This window comes from Actinoplanes awajinensis subsp. mycoplanecinus (genome assembly GCF_001509495.1).
Classification (GTDB): Bacteria; Actinomycetota; Actinomycetes; order Mycobacteriales; family Micromonosporaceae; genus Actinoplanes; species Actinoplanes palleronii.
Genome location: NZ_LLZH01000305.1, coordinates 1 through 17568, shown reverse-complemented (window position 1 = coordinate 17568; position 17568 = coordinate 1). Strand labels below are relative to the sequence as shown.

Below are 17568 nucleotides of genomic sequence, written 5' to 3'. Positions count from 1 at the left end.
GCGCACTCATTCCGTAGCCGTCTGCACTCCTGCTGATCGACCGGAAATCCCCGGATCTGAAGGTTCCCGCAGTCGCGCGTCCAGCCAGGCGAACGCCGCCTCCTGCATCGGCTCGGTGAAGATGTGGCCCAGACCGGGCCAGGTCCGGGTGGCGAGCCGGTCACCGGCCCGCTGCGAGGTCCAGACCGCGCGGAGCTTCTCGTACGCCTCGGCGACACCGGCGGCCGGGAAGAGCGGGTCGTCCGCGCCGTCGGTGAGGTACATCGGGCGCGGGGCGGCGAGCGAGGCCACGTCCGGGATGTCCAGCCGGCGATACAGGCCGGGGTGCAGCATGTAGAAGGCGGACTGCCCGCGCAGCGTGTTGTTGCCGGGCACCATCATGCCGGCCAGCGTGGTCATCCAGCAGGCCGAGACGGTCGCCGCGATGTGCCCGGAGAGCGCGGCCACCTGCCAGGCGCGGTACCCGCCCATCGAGAAGCCGACCGCGGCGATCCGGTGCGGGTCCACCTCGGGCAGCGTGGCGAGCAGGGCGGCGGCCCGGGTGTCCTCGCGGGCCATCAGCCCGGCCAGGGAGGAGCCGAGGTTGAAGAAGTTGCTCGCCAGGGCCTGCTGGTTCTCGTAGGTGAGACCGCCCCGGTCACCCCAGCCGAGCGCGTCCACCGCGAGCACGGTGTAACCGCGGGCGGCCAGCACGTCACCCGGGAACCGGCCGGAGAAGTACTTGTCGGCCCAGCCCTGCGCGGAGAGGCGGCGGGTCTCGTCGTACCACGGCTCGATCAGCTTCTCCTTGCCGATGTCGAACCGGGCGCCGTGGTCGTGCAGCAGCAGCGCGGCCGGGTGCGGCCCCGGACCGTCCGGGATCAGCATCGCGGCACGCACCCGGCTGTGCCGGGTCAGGTCGAACTCGATCAGCCGGCGACGGAACCCGGGGCCGGGCTGCTCGTCGAGCGTGCGCATGGCGAACCCGGTGCGCTCGGCGGGCTGCCACAGCAGCTCCTCGACGTGGGCGCGGGCCCGGCGCTGCCAGCCGCGGAAACCGAGGTGCCGGGAGTTCGCCCAGGCCAGCGGGTAGGTCAGCTCGCTCTTGAGCCCCTCGAAGAACACCGGCAGGTTCCCGCCGACCACACCTGGACTCTCGAACGCCGGGCTCTCCATCGCGGGGCTTCCAGCCGCGTTTCCGACCGCGGGGCTTTCCGCCGGGTTTCCGACTGCGGGGCTTCCCGCCGGGTTTCCGACCGCGGGGCTTCCGGTGGGCGGGAGATCGAAACCGGCCGCGGCGGCGGCGTCGTGGAGGGCGAGGACGGCGGCCGGCAGGGCCACGAAGTCACGGCGCTTCATGCCGACATCGAAACCGATCCGGTCCGGGCCGTGGGTAACCTCATTGAAATCTTTCAATTGATGCCGCTTTTCCTCTCGTACGATGGAAAAGCCGTTGATCGTCTCGCCCCGGGCCGGTGACCTATGCCGATGCGGTCCGGCGGAGGTCCGCCAGCGCGTCGGGCGGCCGGCCCCGGATCCCACCGCTGACCCGGTCGCCGCTTGCCGGGACGTGCGAAGGTCAACGTGATCACCCGGAAGGAGCATCATGATCAAGGGTTTTGGGCTGGTGGTCCGGTTCACGCTCCGCGACGACCAGGCCGCGCGGGACTTCGACGAGCTGATCGACCGGACCGCCGCCGGCATCCGCCAGAGCGAGCCGGGCACTCTGGCCTACGTCGTCCACACCGTCCCGGACGAGCCTCTGATCCGGGTCTTCTACGAGCTGTATGCGGACCGCGCCGCGTTCGACGCCCACGAACAGCAGCCCCACACCAGGCACTTCCTCACCGAACGGGACCGCTTCGTCACGTCCACCGAGGTCACCTTCCTCACCGCCCACAGCGGCAAGTTCCCCACCAAAACAGCGGAGTAGCCCACCGCGACCACCCAGCGCCATCAGTCGCGGCAGACACCAGCCGGCGCCACCGACCGCGACCGGCACCAGTCCGCGACATCAACCGCGCCTTGCCACCGGTCCGCGACATCAACCGCGCCTTGCCACCGGTCCGCGCCACCAACCGCGGCCGACACCAGTCCGCGACATCAACCGCGGCTTGGCACCGGCCGGCGACATCGGCCGTGGCTGGCACCGGTCGGCCGCATGGGCTGCGGGTGGCCGGTGGTTGCGGGTGGTAGCCAGGCGGCACGCTGCCGGCTTGCGGTCCGTCGCGCCGGGCCCGACCGCGCTGGTTGCGGCCGTCCCGAGAGGCGAGTGGGCGGTCCCGGTGCCCAGTCGGGGGGGCGGGCAGCCGGGAGAGCTGATCCGGGAGGGTCGAGGCTGGCCCGGGCGGTCGGGGGCGACCCGTTTGCGCGATGCCGCATTCAGCACGCAATGTTCCGCGTTCCCAGGCAGCCACCATGCCGACCGGCCCCCACCCCGCCATAAGGGCCACCAGGACCAGCCAAGCAGCCCAAGCTGGCCCTGACGGCCCTTATGGGCGACGCATAAGGGCCACCACAACCAGCCAAGCGACCCGAGCTGGCCCTGACGGCCCGAATAGACCACGCATAAGGGCCGTCACAACCAGCCGAGCAACCCGAGCTGGCCCTCACGGCCCTTATAGGCGCATAACGGCCGTCACAACCAGCCAAGCGACCCGAGCTGGGCCTCACGGCCCGAATAGACCACGCATAACGGCCGTCACAACCAGCCAAGCGACCCGAGCTGGGCCTCACGGCCCGAATAGACCACGCATAAGGGCCGTCACGACCAGCTGAGCGACCCGAGCTGGGCCTGACGGCCCTTTTGGGCGACGCATGACGGCTGTCACGACCAGCCGAGCGGTCGCGGGCGGGCACTCGCGGTGATCCCGGCGCCGCAAGCCGCCATCAGCGCTCGCCGGGCACGACCGGAGGGCGGCCGTCGTCGTCTCACGGCCGCGATGACCACCACCGACGCTCGCCGGGCCGGCGGCTCGCACGGGCCGGGTCAGAAGGTCCAGATGGTCAGGAACAAGGCCACCAGGAGGAACCACAGGTTGGTGCTGAGCAGGTAGACCCGCTCGGCCAGGCCGAACAGCCGGCGCAAGGACGGGACGACCATCGTCACCACGACCGCGGCCAGGCCGGCTGCGGCGATCCACTTCAGCGTCACCAGCACCGCGCCGAGGCTCGACCATGCCGGGTGGCCGGTCAGTGGCGGGGTCAGGTTCGCCACGGACAGGTAAACGAACGTGAACGACGCGACCGCCAGCAGCAGGTGGATCCGGCCCGTCGCGGTGACCGGGGTGCCCTCGACGTCGGTCGGGAAGAATGCCAGCGCCAGCCGGGTCGCCGGGATCAGCAGGAGGATCACGTAGTCGCCGGTGGACAGCGGATCGCGGCCCAGTTCGACGGCGAGCGCGCCGGTCAGCGCGAGGATGCCGAGGCTGTTGGCGAGCACCGCGGCCCGGAACTGCCCGGCGGTGCGGCCGACGCCGTAGTCGCTCACCGCGTTCCGGATCAGGTGATAGCCGGTGCCCCGCAGGTGCAGAGCCACGAAGATCGCGAGGTAGGCGAGCAGCAGGACGACGGCGGTGACCGCCAGCAGACTTCCGGACACGCTGACAGTCCCATCGATAGTGCTCACAGCGACGAGAACCGATCTTAGGGAGTCCGTTCCGCGGCCGCTGCCCGGGCGCCGGCGATCGAGGCGGCGTAGGCGTTCGCCATCCGGTCCAGCAGCGCCTCCGGGTCGGCCGCGAGGAACCGGATCGGCGGGCCGGGCAGTTGCTCGGCGGCGCCGCGGGCGACCAGCCGGCGCAGCGTCTCGTAGACCTTGGGCTGCGGCACCCCGGTGCTCTTGGCGACCGCGTACCCGGTCAGCGGGCCGGCGCCGAGCAGGCCCGCGTAGCACCGCGCTTCGTACGGGGAGAATCCCAGCTCGCTCAGGTGCCTCACCAGGCGCTGGACCGGCATGCCAGCACTATAGGCAGAGGTAAATGCCGACGGATAGGTGCCGGTTTCCCTGTGGGTGCGCTAAGCAGGACAGATGACCGACTACCGGATCAGCCGCCGACTGTTCGTGACCACCGGCGCCGGGGTGCTGGGCCTGGCCGTGGTCAACACCCTGACCGCCTGCTCGACCACGCCCGCGGCGGAGCCGCTTCCGCAACCGAGCAGCGCCGAGGAGAAGGCGGGCACGACCGGCGGCTGGCAGCGGGTCAACCTCAGCTTCGTGTCGGCCTATCTGCTGCTCCGCGGCGACGAGGTGGCCATCGTCGACACCGGCACCGCGGGCTCCGGCGGTGCGATCGAAACCGGACTCAAGGCGGCCGGCAAGGACTGGGGCGCGGTCAAGCACGTCCTGCTCACCCACCACCACCCGGATCACGCGGGCAGCGTCGACGAGATCCAGAAGCAGGTGAAGGCCACGTTCTACACCGGAACGGCGGACGCCCCGAACATCGTCTCGGACGCCAAGCTGACGTCGCTCAACGACGGCGACGAGGTGTTCGGGCTGCAGATCGTCGGCACGCCCGGGCACACGCTCGGCCACATCTCGATCTTCGACGCGTCGACCGGGACGCTCGTCGCCGGCGACGCCCTGCGTACCCAAAATGGTTTGGAAGGCTCGAACCCGGAGTTCACCGCGGACCAGGCCGCGGCGGCAAAATCGGTCAAGAAGCTGGCGACGCTGCCGATCAAGATCATTTTGCCGGGGCACGGCGAGCCGTTGACCTCGGGCGCGAGCGAGGCGTTGCAGAAGCTGGCGGCGACACTCTGACCTGCGAGTTCGCTGTTCGCCGCCAGCTTCGCGGCGGTTCCGGCCGCTATTTTTCCGGTACGACGGTACGGCGCTATTTCAGCTGCTTGAACTTCTGCACGGCCTTCCGCGTGATCGCCTCGAGCTCGTGCTGCCCGGGCTGTTCGATGTTGACCAGCAGCACGGTGATCACGGCGCCCCGGATCGAGACGGCGGCCATCTTGCCGTGCACGGTGACCCGCGGGCTGGTCATCTCGACCTCGAAGCGCACCCCGGCGGACTTGTTGCCGAACCGCGGCAGGCCGAGCGGGAACGTCGACATCCGCAGCGCGTCGGGCTCGCCCGGCTTGCCCTCGTCGTAGGACGGGCAACGGCTCGGCGCGGCGGCCACCTGGGCCACGATGTCCCGGGCGGCCCGGTCACCGGCCGGGTTGATCGCCTCGATCAGCACCGGCCCGGTCTCACCCTTCATGAAGGCGGCCCGCACCGTGTCGCTGCCGACCTTCTGGCCCTGGCCGCCGGGCTGAGGCGTGGCGGTCGGCGCGCCCGCTCCCACCGGCTTCGCGGCCGGCATGTCCGCCCCGGCCGTCGTCGCGGCTGCGGCTGCGGCCGGTTTCGCGACTGCGGCTGCGGCCGGCTTCGCGGCTGCGGCGGGCGGGGAGTCCTGGCTGGGCTGGCCCGGGGCAAGGGCGACGGCGGACCGAGGGCTGGGCTTGGCCGGGGTGCCGGGGCCGACCGGGGCGCCGGGGGCTACTGGGCGGACCGGGGCGCCGGGGGCTGTGGCCGGCGTGGTGTCACACATGCCGATCTTGGAGCCGGTGTCGGTGAAGGCCTTCAGGGCGTCCGGCATCGGCTTGTAGCCGGCCGGCAGCTCGGCCGGGGTGAGCAGGGCGGCCCGCAGGCGCTCGGGGTCGAACTTTCCGCCCGCCGCGGGGGCGTGCAGCGGGGACGTGCCCGGCAGCAGCGCGGAGCCGGCCAGGGACGCCGGCAACGCCGCCCCGATGATCAGCGAGGGGGTGGCCGCGTCGCTCATCAGCTGGGCCAGCGCGGCGTTCTTCGCGGGGTTCCAGACCACTGGCCGGGGGCTCTTCGCCGGGCTCCAGGTGGCGGCCGCGGCGGCGCGGTGGGTCAGGGCGAGGTCAGCGGTCAGCGCGGTCAGGCCCAGCCCGGCGGAGAGCGCGACGCCGAGTGCCGTTCTGACCGATTTATACCGAATGATCTGCATTTGATTACCCTAAACGGCGCCTAGCAGGCGCCAAGCAGCCTTCGCCGGAATACGCCGAAACCAGCGCGGGCGGGCGCCCGAACCAGCGCGAGGCGGGAGCCGGAACGCGCCCGAACCAGCGCGAGGCGGGAGCCGGAACGCGCCCGAACCAGCGCGAGGCGGGAGCCGGAACGCGCCCGAACCAGCGCGAGGCGGGACGGGAACACCCCCGGTGACCAGCGCGGAGCGGCGCCCGCCGGGTGGGCTCGGCCCCGGGGCGGGGCCTGCTGGGGGCGCGCGGCACGGGAGCGCGACCGGGCGGGCTCCCGGCCGGCGGGCCCTAATCGTACACAAAAGGGGTTTTAATGGTTTTTGTGATGAGAGTGGGAGAGCAGGCGGTTGTGGTCGAGGGGCTCAGTTCGGCGGAGGCCGCGCACCGGTTGCGGCACGGTGAGGGGAACACCCCGGTCAAGGGCGGGTCGCGCAGTTATGCGGAGATCTTGCGGACCAACGTCTTCTCGTTCTTCAACATCATCCTGTTCGTGATCGGGGTGGCGCTGCTGGCCCTGCAGCGGTACAGCGACGCGCTGATCAGTGTCGGACTCGGCCTGATCAACGCGGTGATCAGCGCGGCCCAGGAGATCCGGGCCAAGCGGAAGCTGGACGGGCTGCAACTGCTCGACCGCGGCGCGGTCGTGGTGATCCGCGACGGCGCCGAGCAGGAGATCGAACCCGAACTCGTCGTGCGCGGCGACGTGCTGCGGGTCCGGGCCGGCGACCAGATCGTGGTGGACGGGCCGATGCTGGACGGCGGCCGGATCGAGGCCGACGAGTCGCTGCTGACCGGGGAGTCGGATCCGGTGGCCAAAGAACCCGGTGATGACTTGCGGTCAGGCAGCCTGTGCGTCGCGGGCGACGGGCACCAGCTGGCCCGGGACGTCGGGCGCAACAGTTACGCCGGGCGGCTGACCGCCGAGGCGCGCCGGTCCACCACCGACAAGACGCCGCTGCAACGGCGGATCGAGTTCACCGTGCGCCTCGTCATGGTGCTGACCACGCTGATGAGCGGCGCGATCCTGGCGCAGGCCGCGATCGAGGGCTTCACCCTGCTGCGGGTCGTCCAGATCACCGCGGTGCTGTCCGGGCTGGTGCCCTACGGGCTGTTCTTCCTGATCGCGCTCGCCTACACGGCCGGTGCGGTCAGGATCGGTCGCCAGGGTGCGCTGGTGCAGCAGGTCAACGCGGTCGAATCGGTGAGCAACGTGGACGTGGTGTGCACCGACAAGACCGGCACGCTGACCACCGGCAACCTCGCCGTCGACGAGATCCTGCCGATCGGCGAGCACGAGTACGCCGAGGTCGCCGACGCCCTGGGCGGTATCGCGCACAACGCCACCACCCCGAACCTGACCGCGCTGGCGATCGCCGCCGAGCTGGCCGGGCCGATCTGGGAGATCCGCGACGAGGTGCCGTTCGCGTCCTCGCTGCGCTGGTCCGGACTGGTCACCGACGAGGACACCTGGGTGCTGGGCGCGCCGGACGCGCTCGCCGCGCGGCTGCGCAAACCGCTGCCGGCCGATCTGGTCACCGAGCGGACCCGGCGCGGCCTGCGGGTGCTGCTGCTGGCCCGGGCGCAGGACACCGGCGCGCCGCTGCGCGACCCGGAGGGCCGGCCCGAGCTGCCGATGCTGGAGCCCTACGGCCTGGTCGCACTCGGCGACGAGCTGCGCCCGGCGGTGGCCGACACGGTCCGCCGGTTCCGTAGCAGCGGCGTCGATCTCAAGGTGCTCTCCGGCGACGACCCGCGCACCGTCGCGGCGATCGCCGACCGGGCCGGGATGGACGCCGGCGAGCCGGTCCCCGGCGCCGACCTGGACGGGCTCGACGACGCTGCCCTGGACGCGGTGGTCGCCCGGACCACGGTGTTCGGCCGGGTAGCGCCGGAGCACAAGGAACGGATCGTCCGGTCGCTGCGCCGCCAGGGCCGGTACGTCGCGATGATCGGCGACGGGGTGAACGACGCCCGCGCGCTCAAGCAGGCGCACGTCGGGGTGGCGATGCGCAGCGGCAGCCCGGTCACCCGGGACGTGGCCGACATCGTGCTGGTCGACGACTCGTTCGCGGTGCTGCCCCCGGCACAGGAGGAGGGCCGGCGGATCATCAACGGGATCGGGATGTCGCTCTACGTCTTCCTGGCCCGGGTGGCCAGCCAGGGGCTTGTCATCCTGGCGGTGACGATGCTCGGGCTGGGCTTCCCGTACTCGCCGACCCAGGTGGGGCTGACCCTGTTCACGGTCGGGGTGCCGACGTTCTTCCTGACGTTCTGGGCCAAGCCGGTCCCGCCGGACAAGCGGCTCTTCGCGAGCATGGCCCGGTTCGTGCTGCCCGCCTCGATCGTCACGGCCGGCGTGGCCACGGCCGTCTACACCGCACTGTACGAGGCGATCTCGCACGGCTTCAGCTCCGGACGGACCCCGGCCGAGGTGATCGACGAGTTCGAGCGCTACACCGGCCTGCAGTACGGCGTCGACACCGACTTCGCCACCGCGTCCGCGACGATCGCCGCACAGACCGGGCTGTCGACGTTCTTCTGCTTCGCGTCGTTCATCATGATCCTGTTCCTGGCGCCGCCGAACCGTCTCTTCGCCGCGTGGACCCCGCCGACCGACGACCGCCGCCCGGCACTGCTGGTCGCCGGACTGATCGTGGTCTTCCTCGTGGTGATCAACGTGCCGGTGCTGTGGTCGTACTTCGGCCTGATCGGACACGCCCGCCCGGTCGCCGCGATCGTGCCGCCCGCGCTGCTGATCTGGTTCCTGGCCCTGACCGCGGCGTTCCGCTTCAAACTCCTCGACCGGGCGCTCGGGGTGCACAACCTGCATCGATGAGTAACCTTCGGTCATGAGCGCTCTGCCCCCGGAACTGCGCGGTCTGATCGAAACCGGTCCCCTGGCTCACCTGAGCACGATCAACGCCAACGGCAGCCCCCAGGTCTCGGTGATCTGGATCGGCGTGGACGGCGACGACGTGGTCAGCGGCCACCTGAGCTGGAACGCCAAACTCCGCAATGTGGAGCGGGATCCCCGGGTGGTGCTGTCGTTCGACGCGCGCCGGCAGCCGGGTGTGTTCCTTGCCGAACACGCGGTGCTGCGGGCCCGGGCCGAGATCGAGCCCGGCGAGCAGGCGTGGGAGCTGCTGGACCGGCTGGCGAAGGTCTACCTTGCCCCGGACGCGACGTTCCCGGCGCCGCGGACGTCCGGCTGGGTGATCCGCTATCACGTCGAACGGATCGGCGGGGTCGGCCCGTGGACGTCGCCCGCGTGACAGTGACGTGTGCCGTTCCCTCCGGCGACGCCTTCGCGTGATTGACTCGTGACTAATGTCGCTGGTAGGACCGGAGGGGTGACCTTTCTGTGGTCCTATACCGACGCCTTGGCCGCCGGCGATGAAAGCTGGTGGCGGGCCGCGACCCGGCACGCCGCCGATCTCCTGGAAGCCGACCACTGGTGGCTCGACCCGCCCGGACGGGTGCCGGTCCAGCACCTGCTGGTGGAGACGACCGCGCTGCTGTCCTACGCGCTCGCCCGCAGTGAGGACGACGACCCGGGAACGGTCACCGGCGCCGAACTGTCCGCCTGGGCCGCGGCCCGCCCACTGCCCATGCTGGACGAGACGGTCCCGGATTCCCTGGAGGGTTCGATCTCCCTGCTGCAGTGGAGCCGGATCTTCGAGGAGCAGCGCCTGCGCCAGCAGAACGACCTGGCCCGGCTGCTGCGGGCTGCCGGGCACCACCTGCCGGCCACGGATGATCCGGTCGCGGTCCTCTGGCAGGACCTGGTCGACCGGGACCATCCGGGGCGGCGGTACGGGCGTGACTTCCGCCTGCCGGGCCCGGCGCTGGCGCTGGGGCTGGGCGCCGTCGCCCAGCAGTTCAACCGCCCATAATCAGCACCAAAGCACGGAGCGTGTGAAGTAACGGCGCCCAGCGCACCCAAACTCCCCACGCAACACCGCCAACCACCTTGCGTGTGAAAAAACGGTGCGCAGCGCACCCAAACTCCCCACGCAACCGCCGAACCAACCTTGCGTGGGGAGAAGCGGTGCGGAGCGCACCCAAACTCCCCACGCAGCGGCCGGAACCGCCGGCTGTGGGGAGTTCGGGTTCGGAGCGGACCCGGACTTCACACACTCGGGGGCAGAGGACCGGCCGCGGGCTCGGGACCGAGGGTGTTGCGGAGGGAGAAGTGGGCGGCCACACCAGTGGGCAGGATCAGCCAGAACGAGATCAGCCGGTAGATCAGGACCACCGTCGCGGCGGTGATCTCAGGGCACCCCGCCGCGATCAGGCCCGCCAGCATGCTGGTCTCGATCAGGCCGATGCCGCCCGGAGTGAGCGGGATCTGCCGGACCACCTGGACGGCCAGGTAGATCAGCGCCAACCGGCTCCAGCCGACGTCGGCGTGGGCGGCGGCCGCGGCCAGCACCAGGCAGCTCAGGTCCAGCAGCCAGTTGATCAGGCCGGCCGTCAGGACCGCCAGCCAGGTCCCGAGCGGGATGGACCGGGCGTCTCTCAGCGCCCGACTGGACGAAGGCCGCCGCATGAGCCCCGCAAACGGCGCGACGACCCAGCGACCGGCACGAGACGCGAACAGCGCGACCACCCAGCGACCGACACGAGACGCGAACAGCCCGACGACCCAGCGACCGGCACGAGACGCGAACGGCGGGACGACCCGGCGGCGGATGTTGTCGGCAGCCGCGGAGCGGCGCGCCAGGACACCGGCGGGGACGGCGACCAGGAGAACGACACCGGTGACCGGAAGGGACCAGGTGGCGGCGTAGAGCAGGGCCAGCGCCAGGACCGTGACGACGCTGGAGATCAGGGTGGCGGTGGCCGCCGTCGCGGACGTCGCGCCGTGCCGGCGGTACGTGCGGAACGCGTAAGCCGCCGAGGCCGCGGAACCCGCGGGCAGGGCCATGCTGAGCGCCGAGCGCACGTAGGTCATGGCAAGGGCGCGGCGCGGCGGGACCCGGACGCCCAGGGCGGCGAGCAGGCGGCGCTGCTGTTCCGCGTACGCGAATTGGGACAGCAAACCGGCGGCGACCGCCGACGCCGCCCACCGCCCATCGGCGGCGCGCAGCGCGCCGCCGAACGCCGCCGGGTCGGGCAGCCGATCGCGCAGGGTGTACACGGCCAGGATCGCGATCAGACCGAACAGCACATAGCCGAGCAGCCGGCGGACCTTCAACAGAGCGGTGCCGGTGGGCTGGACGGTCAGGGTCACCCGTTCAGGGTTCCGCACCGGCGGGTTCTGGTCGTCATCCGCACGCAGGTATTACCGGGTACCGCGGACGCGGTACACGCCGCGGGACGTACTCCCCCGGGCGTGCACCGCGCGCGCCCGCGATCAGAAGTTGATCATGTGGCCGGCCAGGCCGTGCACGGCTTCCTTGACGGCTTCGCCGAGGGTGGGGTGGGCGTGGACGTTGCGGGCCACCTCGGTGACCGTGAGGTCCCACTGCTGAGCCAGGGTCAGCTCCGGCAGCAGCTCGGTGACGTCCGGGCCGATCAGGTGGGCGCCGAGCAGCTCGCCGTGCTCACCGTCGCTGAGGATCTTCACGAAGCCGGTGGCGTCGCCGAGCCCGTGCGCCTTGCCGTTCGCGGTGAACGGGAACTTCGCCACCCGTACGTCGAAGCCCTCCTCCCGGGCCTGCGCCTCGGTCCAGCCGAAGCTGGCCACCTGCGGCTGGCAGTAGGTGGCCCGCGGGATCATCCGGTAGTCGAGCGCCATCGTCTCGGCGCCCGCGATGGTCTCGGCGGCCACGATGCCCATCGCCTCGGCGGCGTGCGCGAGCATCAGCTTGGCGGTCACGTCACCGATCGCATAGATGCCCGGCACATTCGTACGGCACCGGTCGTCGATCGCGACCGCACCGCGATCGGTGAGCTCCACCCCGGTCGTCTCCAGGCCGTACCCCTGGGTGTTGGGCTGAAAGCCGATGGCCTGGAGCACCTTGTCGGCCTCGAGCACCTCGGTCTTGCCGTTGCGCGAGACGGTGACCCGGACCGACTCGGCGCGCTCCTCGATGCCCTCGACGCGGGTGCCGAGGCGCACGTCGACGCCGAGCTTGCGGTACTGCCGCTGCAACTCCTTGGAGACGTCCTCGTCCTCGAGCGGCAGCATCCGGTCGAGGAACTCCACGATGGTGACTTCGACGCCGTAGTTGCGCAGCACGTACGCGAATTCGACGCCGATCGCTCCGGCTCCCACGATGATGATGCTGTCCGGGAGTTCCGGGTCGAGGATCTGCTCCTCGTAGGTGACGACCCGGCTGGTCACGCTGGTGCCGGGGATCAGCCGGGTGCTCGCGCCGGTGGCCAGGATGCAGTTGTCGAACGTGACGGTCCGGTCGCCGACCCGCAGGGTGTGCGCGCCGGTGAACGTGCCGCGGCCCTGGATCTCGGTGATCCCGTTCTTCTTCATCAGGTAGTGCACGCCCTTGACCCGGCCGTCGGCCACGGTCCGGCTGCGCTGGTGTGCCACCCCGTAGTCGAAGGTGACGCTGCCGTCGATGCCGAAGGTCTTCGCCTGGTGGGTGAAGATGTGCGCGAGCTCGGCGTTGCGCAGCAGCGCCTTCGACGGGATGCAGCCCACGTTCAGGCAGACCCCGCCCCAGAAGCGGTCCTCGACGATGGCGGTGGAGAGTCCGAGCTGGGCGGCGCGGATGGCCGCGACGTATCCGCCCGGCCCGGCACCCAGCACGACAAGATCAAAATGTTCGGCCATGCCAGAAACCCTACTTTCAACAACCTCGCAGGAATGGCCACTAGGCTGCGCGGCGAGGGGAGTACCTCCGTCTGGGACGTTGCGGTCATCACGGGCATGTGATCATGCCCCCGTGCGTCCACCCGCATCGCACCACGCGGGTGAGAGAGACCTCGGACGCTGACGTATGTCCGAGGAGCTCCCGTGTCATCGATCGCCTCGCCCACCCTGTGGGCGATCACCATCGCCGTCCTGCTGGGACTGCTGGTCGCCGACTTCGTCGCCACCCGCCGTCCGCACGAGGTCAAGATGCGCGAGGCGGTCGGCTGGTCGCTGTTCTATCTCGCGCTTCCGGCGGCCTTCGGCGTGCTGATCTGGCAGGTGTACGGCCAGCGCCCCGGCATCGAGTTCTTCACCGGGTACGTCGTCGAGAAGTCCCTGTCGGTCGACAACCTCTTCGTCTTCATGCTGCTGCTCGGCGCGTTCGCGGTGCCGGCCGCCCTGGCACAGCGGGTGCTCCTCTACGGCATCGCCGGCGCCCTGGTGCTGCGAGCCGTCTTCATCGCGCTCGGTGCGGCGGTGCTGCAGTCCGGCGCGTGGGCGTTCCTGCTGTTCGGCGGGATCCTGCTGGCCACCGCGGTCAAGGTGATGCGGGACGCGATGCGCGGGGGCGAGCACAGCGTCGACGTGGAGAGCATGCGCAGCGTGAAGCTGATCCGCCGCTGGATGCCGGTGGTGAGCGACTACCGGGGTGGCGCGCTGACCGTACGGGAAAAAGGTCGTCGGGCCCTGACCCCGCTGGCCCTGGTCGTGGTCGCGGTCTTCATGACCGACATCGTCTTCGCCGTCGACTCGGTGCCCGCGGTGTACGGCGTGACCGAGGACCCCTACCTGGTCTTCGCCACCAACGCGTTCGCCCTGCTCGGCCTGCGCGCGCTCTACTTCGTGCTCCGCAACGTGCTGGACAAGCTGCGCCACCTGAACTACGGCCTGGCGCTGATCCTGGCGTTCATCGGCGGCAAACTGGTCCTGCACTGGGCGCACAAGGTGTGGCCGGACGCCGTCCCGGACGTGCCGACCGTGCTCTCCCTCGCCGTGATCGCCGGCGTGCTGGCCACCGTCACCGTGACCAGCCTGATCGCCAACAAGCGGGACCTGCGTCTCTCCAACGAGCGCCGGGATCTCGCCGCGCACTCGCTTGGTCGGCAGGACAAGCCCTAGTCACGGCGCGTTCGCCTGCTGGACGCCGGGGTCGGGTGGGATGTGCCACCGTGCACCACGCGAACCACTACTACGGGCACTCCCACGTGCTGGCCCGGTACTGCGGGCTCGACCCGGCCGAGGTCCACGAGATCCGCGGCTATCTGCAGCACGGCTGGAACATCGGCGACGGGATGGCGCCCGACCACGAGTTCGTCCCCGGCATCCCGCTGTTCGTGTGGAGCGAGACGACCCGCCGGCGCGCCTGGTCACTGGGGCGCCGGCCGGTGCACGTGATCGGGGCGCCGTGGGCGTACCTGCTGGCCATGGAGCCGGCCGCGCCCGCGGAGCCCCGGGAGGGCACCATCTACTACCCGTTCCACGGCTGGGAGGGGCAGCGCATCGTCGGTGACCACGGCCGGCTGATCGACGAGATCCGGGCGACCGAGACCGGCCCGGTGACGGTCTGCCTCTACTGGCAGGAGTACCGCTCACCGCGCCTGCGCCGGCAGTACGAGCGGGCCGGCTTCCGGGTGGTCTGCCACGGCTACCGCGGCGGTTGGTACAAGGACCTCGAGCCCGGTTTCCTCGACCGCCAGCTCGCCGAGCAGCGCCGGCACGTGCGGGTCGCGTCGAACCGGCTGTGCAGCGCGGTCTTCTACGGCATCCTGGCCGGTTGCGAGCCGGCCGTCTACGGCGACCCGATGCGCCTGGACGGCGAGCGCTCCGCGTTCGGCGGCCAGTCCCGGATCGAGCGGCAGTGGGCCGAGCTGCACGGCCCCCGGGTCGATCCGGTGCTGGCCGGCACGGTCGCCACCGCCGAGCTCGGCGCCGACCGCCTCCTCTCCCCCGCCGAGCTGCGGCACCTGTTCCACTGGTCACCCGCACGTACTTCGGAAGGTATGAATCGATGAGTGTGCGGTCTATCGGCGGGGAGATGCCGCACTGGTCCGAGCCGGCCGACTCGGTGGCACGCGGCGCCGCGCTGGGTGCGCTGGCGGCCGCGGCGCACGGCCGCACACTGGTCGTCGGACCGCTCGGGGCCGAGATCGTCGATCACCTCCCGGTCGCCGATCTGACCTTTTTGGTACGGGGGACGCCCGACGTTCTGGCCGCGCGCCACCCCGGCGTACGGATCTGGTGCGGCAGCCTCGCCAAGCTCCCCGCCGAGCCGGAGTTCGACACCGTCCTGGCCCTCGACGGCCTGGACCGGACCGGCACCACCGAATCTCCGGACCTGCCCTGGTCGGAGTCGCTGTCCCGGCTCCTCGCCGTGCTCCGCCCCGGCGGCCGGCTGCTGCTGTCGGTGACCAACCCGGCCGGGTTGCACCGGCTGCTCGCCCTGCCCGCGGAACCGCCCTCCGCGCAGTGGTCAGCTCCCGCCGAGGACGACCCGACCCACCCGGCCAGCCCGGACCACCTCCGCGACACTCTCCGGTCCACGGGCCTGGCGGTCCTCCACGAGTACGCCGCCTTCCCCACCCCGGAAGCCCCCACCGTCCTGGCCGGCGCGCCGCTGCTGGCCGACCCGGCGATGCGCGGGGTCGTGCAGTCGACGCTGCGCCGGGCGTTCACCCCGACCGTGCCGATGCTGGCCGACCCGCGCCCGATCGCCCTGCGCCTGCTCCACGCGGACCTGGCCCTGGCCACCGCCCCGGCCTGGATCGTCGTCGCCACCCATCCGGCCGCTCCGGCCCGGCCGGCCTTGCCCGGCGCCCTGCTCGCGTCAGGCTCCACGGTCACCAGGCTGGACCACGACCGGTCCCGGGGCTGGCTCCCCAGCCCCGTCCCACCCCGGTCCCCCTCTCCCGGCAGCCCTCCCGCCACCGGCAGCTCTCCCGTTACCAGCGGCTCTCCCGCCACCGGCAGCTCTCCCAGTGCCAGCGGCCCTTCCGCCACCAGCAGCTCTCCCATTGCCAGCGGCTCTCCCGCTGCCAACAGCTCCCCCGTTACCGACAGCTCTCCCGCTGCCGACAGCTCTCCCGCTGCCAGCGGCTCTCCCGCTGCCGGCAGCTCTCCTCTCGTCGGCCTGGCGGGGGTGGTGCTGCCGGTCGGTCGGTGCCTGCACGATGCGCTGCTCGGCGCGTGCCGGGGGCATGACCAGCCGGCGATGCGCGGCCTGCTGACCACCTGGCAGGGCGGTGAACTGGCCACACTCGACGCGGATCAGATCATCGTGGACATGGACGGAATCCTGCATCCGCTGACCTGGCCGATCGGCCCGATCGGCACAGCCGGACAAACAGGTCCGCTCGAGCCCACCGGCTCGCCGGATCCCATCGGCTCGCCGGGTCCACTTCACCGGCTCGCACAGTCGATCTTCGATGAGGGCCTGACCCGGCTGTGGCCGACACCCGCAGACGCATCCGAGGTGACCACGCTGCTGACCGTCATGGCCGGCCGAGACGTCCCCGGCGACTCCCGGCAGCCACTCGGCGACCAGAAGACCGCAGCCAGCACCCGCCAGCCCTCCCCCGAGGCGCCACTCCCGCGCAAAACCATGGCCGAGCGCCCAACCGAAGCGCTGCCCCTGCGCGAAACCGTGACCGGGCGCCCAACCGAAGCGCCGACGCTGCGCGAAACCGTGGCGGAGCGTGACCGGCTGCGCCGCGAGCTGGCCGAGGCCCGAGCCCAGACCGACTGGTATCAGAAGCGCGCCGCCCAGCGAGACGCCGAGCTGATCCGCGCCAACCGCATCATCTCCGCGCTGAAGGCCACCGCCCCCGGACGAGCCGCCACCGCAATGGCCGGCGGCCTCCGCACCGGAAAGCGGGTAGCCCGAGCCGCCCTCCGCCGCCTACGCCCCGACGACTGAGCCGCCCTCCCATCCGGCTGGTTCTGAGGGGTGCCTCAAAGGCCCGGAGGCACCCCTCAGAACCAGCCGGACACCCGCCAGACGCACTCCCACCGCAAGCCGCAACCGCCCACGCGAACCAGCTCGCAACCCCAGCTGGCGCTCAGAGCTGCCTCCCGGCCCCCGATCACCCTGCCGACGGCGCAGGGGTGCACGATGCCCGCTCGGCTGCGCCTGCCGCTGCCGGGCGGGGCGGGGCGGGGCGGTAAGAGTCCGCAATGCCAGATCGCGTGCGGCTACCGCCCACCTGGGGGCGCTAGCCGCACGCACAACCCGACCGCGGACCGCCACCGCCCCCGAACCCAACCCAACCCACCGCGGACCCCTGCCGCCCCTTCGGCGCCGAGCGCGGACTCCGACCGCCCCTTCGATGCCGAGCACGGACTCCGACAGCCCCACCGGGGCCGAGCGCGAACCTCCGCCGCCCCACCGGTGCCGAGCGCGGACTCCGGCCGCCCGTTCCGTGCCGAGCACGGACTCCGACGGCCCCTTCGGCCCTGAGCGCGAACCTCCGCCGCCCCACCGGCATCGATCGCCCACGCCGACCCATCGAAGCACCACTGAGCGACCGAACCTCTCGGCCCGCAACGACCCCCACCCACCTGCGCCCGAACACATCGGACACCGCTCCAACGCTGCAGGGCCCCGCCGAGACCGAACAGGCTAAGCGGCATTGCGGCAAACCCGGCTGGCGCTCAGGGCTGCCTCCCCGCCGCCGAGACGACCCTCAGCGCCAGCCGGGCATGCGCTTCAGGCCGCGGGCCGGAACCACGCGGTCCTCCGGCCGGGTCTCGGCCGACGCGGGGGCGGCGGCGGGGCG

Annotated in this window: 15 protein-coding genes; 9 read left to right on the top strand and 6 right to left on the bottom strand. The window is 71.6% G+C overall.

The genetic code is table 11. The features are described 5' to 3' along the window. Positions 1–6: 6 nt before the first annotated feature. The gene (locus ADL15_RS37350; protein ID WP_157441837.1) at positions 7–1155 is read right to left on the bottom strand and encodes a dienelactone hydrolase family protein; all 1149 of its coding nucleotides are present in this window, start codon (positions 1153–1155) and stop codon (positions 7–9) included. Between the two features lie 132 nt (positions 1156–1287). On the opposite strand from ADL15_RS37350, the gene ADL15_RS53490 reads away from it, so the two are divergent. Next, positions 1288–1458 carry a hypothetical protein gene (locus ADL15_RS53490; protein WP_157441836.1) on the top strand — a complete coding sequence of 57 codons (171 nt, stop codon included), beginning with the start codon at positions 1288–1290 and terminating at the stop codon, positions 1456–1458. A gap of 127 nt (positions 1459–1585) precedes the next feature. Next, the gene (locus tag ADL15_RS37345) at positions 1586–1912 is read left to right on the top strand and encodes a putative quinol monooxygenase (RefSeq protein ID WP_067701599.1); all 327 of its coding nucleotides are present in this window, start codon (positions 1586–1588) and stop codon (positions 1910–1912) included. Positions 1913–2968: 1056 nt separating this feature from the next. Here the strand turns inward: ADL15_RS37345 and ADL15_RS37340 are convergent. Beyond that, complete coding sequence (locus ADL15_RS37340) at positions 2969–3580, bottom strand: DUF998 domain-containing protein (protein ID WP_067701597.1); 612 nt, start codon at positions 3578–3580, stop codon at positions 2969–2971. A 44-nt stretch (positions 3581–3624) separates the two neighbouring features. Continuing rightward, positions 3625–3936 carry a TrmB family transcriptional regulator gene (locus ADL15_RS37335; RefSeq protein WP_067701594.1) on the bottom strand — a complete coding sequence of 104 codons (312 nt, stop codon included), beginning with the start codon at positions 3934–3936 and terminating at the stop codon, positions 3625–3627. 73 nt (positions 3937–4009) lie between these two features. On the opposite strand from ADL15_RS37335, the gene ADL15_RS37330 reads away from it, so the two are divergent. Next, positions 4010–4744 (top strand): MBL fold metallo-hydrolase, encoded by a 735-nt coding sequence (locus ADL15_RS37330; protein ID WP_067701591.1) that lies wholly within the window; start codon positions 4010–4012, stop codon positions 4742–4744. 73 nt (positions 4745–4817) lie between these two features. Here ADL15_RS37330 and ADL15_RS37325 read toward each other — a convergent pair whose 3' ends face one another. After that, a complete protein-coding gene (locus ADL15_RS37325) occupies positions 4818–5948 on the bottom strand; it encodes a hypothetical protein (protein WP_067701589.1) in 1131 nt (376 codons plus the stop codon). A gap of 356 nt (positions 5949–6304) precedes the next feature. Here ADL15_RS37325 and ADL15_RS37320 point away from each other — a divergent pair, with 356 nt between their 5' ends. The 3 genes from ADL15_RS37320 (at position 6305) to ADL15_RS37310 (ending at position 9872) form a co-directional block, all read left to right on the top strand. Next, positions 6305–8815 (top strand): HAD-IC family P-type ATPase, encoded by a 2511-nt coding sequence (locus ADL15_RS37320; protein ID WP_067701586.1) that lies wholly within the window; start codon positions 6305–6307, stop codon positions 8813–8815. Positions 8816–8828: 13 nt separating this feature from the next. Continuing rightward, entirely contained in the window at positions 8829–9251 is a 423-nt protein-coding gene (locus ADL15_RS37315) for a PPOX class F420-dependent oxidoreductase (RefSeq protein WP_067701583.1), read from the top strand. A 78-nt stretch (positions 9252–9329) separates the two neighbouring features. Further along, positions 9330–9872, top strand: a complete 543-nt coding sequence (locus tag ADL15_RS37310; RefSeq protein ID WP_067701580.1) for a hypothetical protein — start codon at positions 9330–9332, stop codon at positions 9870–9872. Between the two features lie 236 nt (positions 9873–10108). On the opposite strand, the gene ADL15_RS37305 is transcribed toward ADL15_RS37310, so the two are convergent. Then, entirely contained in the window at positions 10109–11212 is a 1104-nt protein-coding gene (locus tag ADL15_RS37305) for a lysylphosphatidylglycerol synthase transmembrane domain-containing protein (RefSeq protein ID WP_198171180.1), read from the bottom strand. A 123-nt stretch (positions 11213–11335) separates the two neighbouring features. Next, a complete protein-coding gene (lpdA, locus tag ADL15_RS37300; RefSeq protein ID WP_067701577.1) occupies positions 11336–12715 on the bottom strand; it encodes a dihydrolipoyl dehydrogenase in 1380 nt (459 codons plus the stop codon). A 183-nt stretch (positions 12716–12898) separates the two neighbouring features. Here lpdA and ADL15_RS37295 point away from each other — a divergent pair, with 183 nt between their 5' ends. The 3 genes from ADL15_RS37295 to ADL15_RS37285 are packed head-to-tail and all read left to right on the top strand — an operon-like array spanning position 12899 to position 16709. Then, positions 12899–13915, top strand: a complete 1017-nt coding sequence (locus ADL15_RS37295) for a TerC/Alx family metal homeostasis membrane protein (RefSeq protein WP_232344782.1) — start codon at positions 12899–12901, stop codon at positions 13913–13915. 50 nt (positions 13916–13965) lie between these two features. After that, the gene (locus ADL15_RS37290; RefSeq protein ID WP_067701570.1) at positions 13966–14808 is read left to right on the top strand and encodes a hypothetical protein; all 843 of its coding nucleotides are present in this window, start codon (positions 13966–13968) and stop codon (positions 14806–14808) included. Beyond that, positions 14805–16709 (top strand): hypothetical protein, encoded by a 1905-nt coding sequence (locus tag ADL15_RS37285; protein WP_157441835.1) that lies wholly within the window; start codon positions 14805–14807, stop codon positions 16707–16709. Before ADL15_RS37290 ends, ADL15_RS37285 begins: the two co-directional genes overlap by 4 nt. Positions 16710–17568 lie beyond the last annotated feature (859 nt).

What these genes read in the sequence shown, in the direction of transcription:
- ADL15_RS37350 (WP_157441837.1), bottom strand. Translation starts at nt 1,155, where the DNA reads ATGGAGAGCCCGGCGTTCGAGAGTCCAGGTGTGGTCGGCGGGAACCTG.
- ADL15_RS37345 (WP_067701599.1), top strand. Translation starts at nt 1,586, where the DNA reads ATGATCAAGGGTTTTGGGCTGGTGGTCCGGTTCACGCTCCGCGACGAC.
- ADL15_RS37335 (WP_067701594.1), bottom strand. Translation starts at nt 3,936, where the DNA reads ATGCCGGTCCAGCGCCTGGTGAGGCACCTGAGCGAGCTGGGATTCTCC.
- ADL15_RS37330 (WP_067701591.1), top strand. Translation starts at nt 4,010, where the DNA reads ATGACCGACTACCGGATCAGCCGCCGACTGTTCGTGACCACCGGCGCC.
- ADL15_RS37325 (WP_067701589.1), bottom strand. Translation starts at nt 5,948, where the DNA reads ATGCAGATCATTCGGTATAAATCGGTCAGAACGGCACTCGGCGTCGCG.
- ADL15_RS37320 (WP_067701586.1), top strand. Translation starts at nt 6,305, where the DNA reads ATGAGAGTGGGAGAGCAGGCGGTTGTGGTCGAGGGGCTCAGTTCGGCG.
- ADL15_RS37315 (WP_067701583.1), top strand. Translation starts at nt 8,829, where the DNA reads ATGAGCGCTCTGCCCCCGGAACTGCGCGGTCTGATCGAAACCGGTCCC.
- lpdA (WP_067701577.1), bottom strand. Translation starts at nt 12,715, where the DNA reads ATGGCCGAACATTTTGATCTTGTCGTGCTGGGTGCCGGGCCGGGCGGA.
- ADL15_RS37285 (WP_157441835.1), top strand. Translation starts at nt 14,805, where the DNA reads ATGAGTGTGCGGTCTATCGGCGGGGAGATGCCGCACTGGTCCGAGCCG.